The sequence below is a fragment of the Kitasatospora sp. NPDC007106 genome (assembly GCF_040634455.1).
Taxonomy (GTDB): Bacteria; Actinomycetota; Actinomycetes; order Streptomycetales; family Streptomycetaceae; genus Kitasatospora; species Kitasatospora arboriphila.
This window is the reverse complement of the sequence record NZ_JBEYFP010001138.1, coordinates 1-1,613: the sequence shown is the minus strand read 5'-3', so window position 1 is coordinate 1,613 and position 1,613 is coordinate 1. Positions and strand designations below refer to the sequence as shown.

At 73.7% G+C, this 1,613-nt stretch carries 3 protein-coding genes; 2 read left to right on the top strand and 1 reads right to left on the bottom strand.

Annotation, left to right across the window (positions count from 1 at the left end; genetic code table 11):
* Window positions 1-152: 152 nt before the first annotated feature.
* The gene (locus tag ABZ641_RS36530) at window positions 153-647 is read right to left on the bottom strand and encodes a hypothetical protein (protein ID WP_359988834.1); all 495 of its coding nucleotides are present in this window, start codon (window positions 645-647) and stop codon (window positions 153-155) included.
* Window positions 648-821: 174 nt separating this feature from the next.
* Here ABZ641_RS36530 and ABZ641_RS36525 point away from each other — a divergent pair, with 174 nt between their 5' ends.
* Both ABZ641_RS36525 and ABZ641_RS36520 read left to right on the top strand, forming a co-directional pair.
* Window positions 822-1,235 (top strand): RidA family protein, encoded by a 414-nt coding sequence (locus tag ABZ641_RS36525; RefSeq protein WP_359988832.1) that lies wholly within the window; start codon window positions 822-824, stop codon window positions 1,233-1,235.
* Window positions 1,236-1,334: 99 nt separating this feature from the next.
* On the top strand, window positions 1,335-1,613 hold a 279-nt coding region (locus ABZ641_RS36520), incomplete at its 3' end, for a sigma factor (protein WP_359988830.1).

Here is a 1,613-nt window from a genome sequence, read left to right as displayed (position 1 = left end):
CTCAATAATTTATTTTTTTTGTGTTCTTTTTTGTCAACAGGTTTGTTATGGGTATCGCGGCGGCCCGCCCGCCCCACCCCGGGGGGACGGCGCGCCGATCGGCGCGGCTTCCCGGGGCCACCGGTGGCCGCACCACCTGCCGGAGCCCGGGCTCAGAGACAGGTCCAGCAGTAGAGCGACTCGCCGTCCGCCCGGGCACGCCGGGCCAGCCCGACCAGCAGCTCGACCACCGGTTGCAGGTCCTCCCCGGCGGCACCGTGCAGCTCCTCCGCCCGCGCCCAGCGCGCGGCGACCGCCGGCACGTCCCCGTCCGCCACCCCGGCGAGGGTGTCGCGGGCGGCATCGCCGAGTTCGGCCACCCAGGGGCCGGTCCCCCAGGGATCGTCGTCGTCCACCACCGTGCCCGCGGCGGGCGCCGGACCGGGCGGCCAGACGGGTGCCTCCCCCACGAGGTCCACCTCCCAGGGCACCTCCCGGACGGCAGCGACGAGCTGCCCGAGGACGACATGGGGATCCAGCCCCTTCGACCGGACGCCGTCGAAGGCCGGCTGCCGGCCGGACAGCGGGGACCGGCCCTCCGTCCGCTCCAGCACCCGCCGGACGGCATCCGCGTCCGGCGCACGGAAGTAGTCGGTCAGTACGCCCATCGCTGCCCTCTCCGCCAGGTGATCCCGCCGGAATCAGATCAGGCACCACCGACAGACGCCCCGTCACCGCCGCACCCGGTGCGATGTTCGGTGTCGGCCGGTGGACACGGCGGCGAGGATGACGGGGTCGTGCACGGCCGCGCAGGGTGCCCGGCCGTCGGAGGGAGTGACGTCATGGCGGAGATCACCCGGATCATGGAGCCGGCCGGGGTCGCGCCGAGCGGCCGGTACAGCCATGTGGTGAGCGGGCGGGGGCGGTTCGTCTCGGTGGCCGGGCAGGTGGCGCTGGACGAGAAGGGCGAGCTGGTCGGCGCGGGCGATCCGCTCACCCAGGTGCGGCAGGTCTTCACCAACCTGGAGCGCTGCCTCGCCGCCGTCGGCGCTGGCTGGCGGGACGTGGTCAAGCTGACGTTCTTCCTCGCCGACATCGCCGACCTGCCGGCGGTCCGCACGGTCTGGGACGAGGTGCTCGACCCGGAGCACGCGCCCGCCAGTTCCGCGGTGCAGGTCGCGGCGCTCGCCCGGCCCGACTTCCTGGTCGAGATCGAGGCCTTCGCGGTCGTGCCGGAGGAGCGGGCCGCGCCGTGACCGCCGCCGCTCGACCGGTCCCGCAGGGCGTCCGGAAGGGCGTTGCGGGTGTGCGGAGATCGACAGGGAACCGCACCGGACGAGCGGACAGGTAGGAATGTGGAACTGTCACTGCGGTCCCGGCTGCGCGCCGGGCACCAGAGCGCCTTCGGGGAGATATTCGATGACCATGCCGACGCCCTGTACGGCTACGCCCTGCGGACGCTCGGGGACTGGGCCGCCGCCGAGGACGTCGTCTCGCTGACCTTCCTGGAGGCGTGGCGGCTGCGCGGCAAGCTGCTGGAGGACGGCGGCAGCGTGCGGCCGTGGCTGTTCGGCATCGCCGCCAACGTGCTGCGCAACACCGCCCGGGCCGCCCGCCGGCACCGGGCGGCGATG

Excerpts from the sequence above, each read along its gene's own strand:
- ABZ641_RS36525 (WP_359988832.1), top strand. The coding sequence starts at position 822 with ATGGCGGAGATCACCCGGATCATGGAGCCGGCCGGGGTCGCGCCGAGC.
- ABZ641_RS36530 (WP_359988834.1), bottom strand. The coding sequence starts at position 647 with ATGGGCGTACTGACCGACTACTTCCGTGCGCCGGACGCGGATGCCGTC.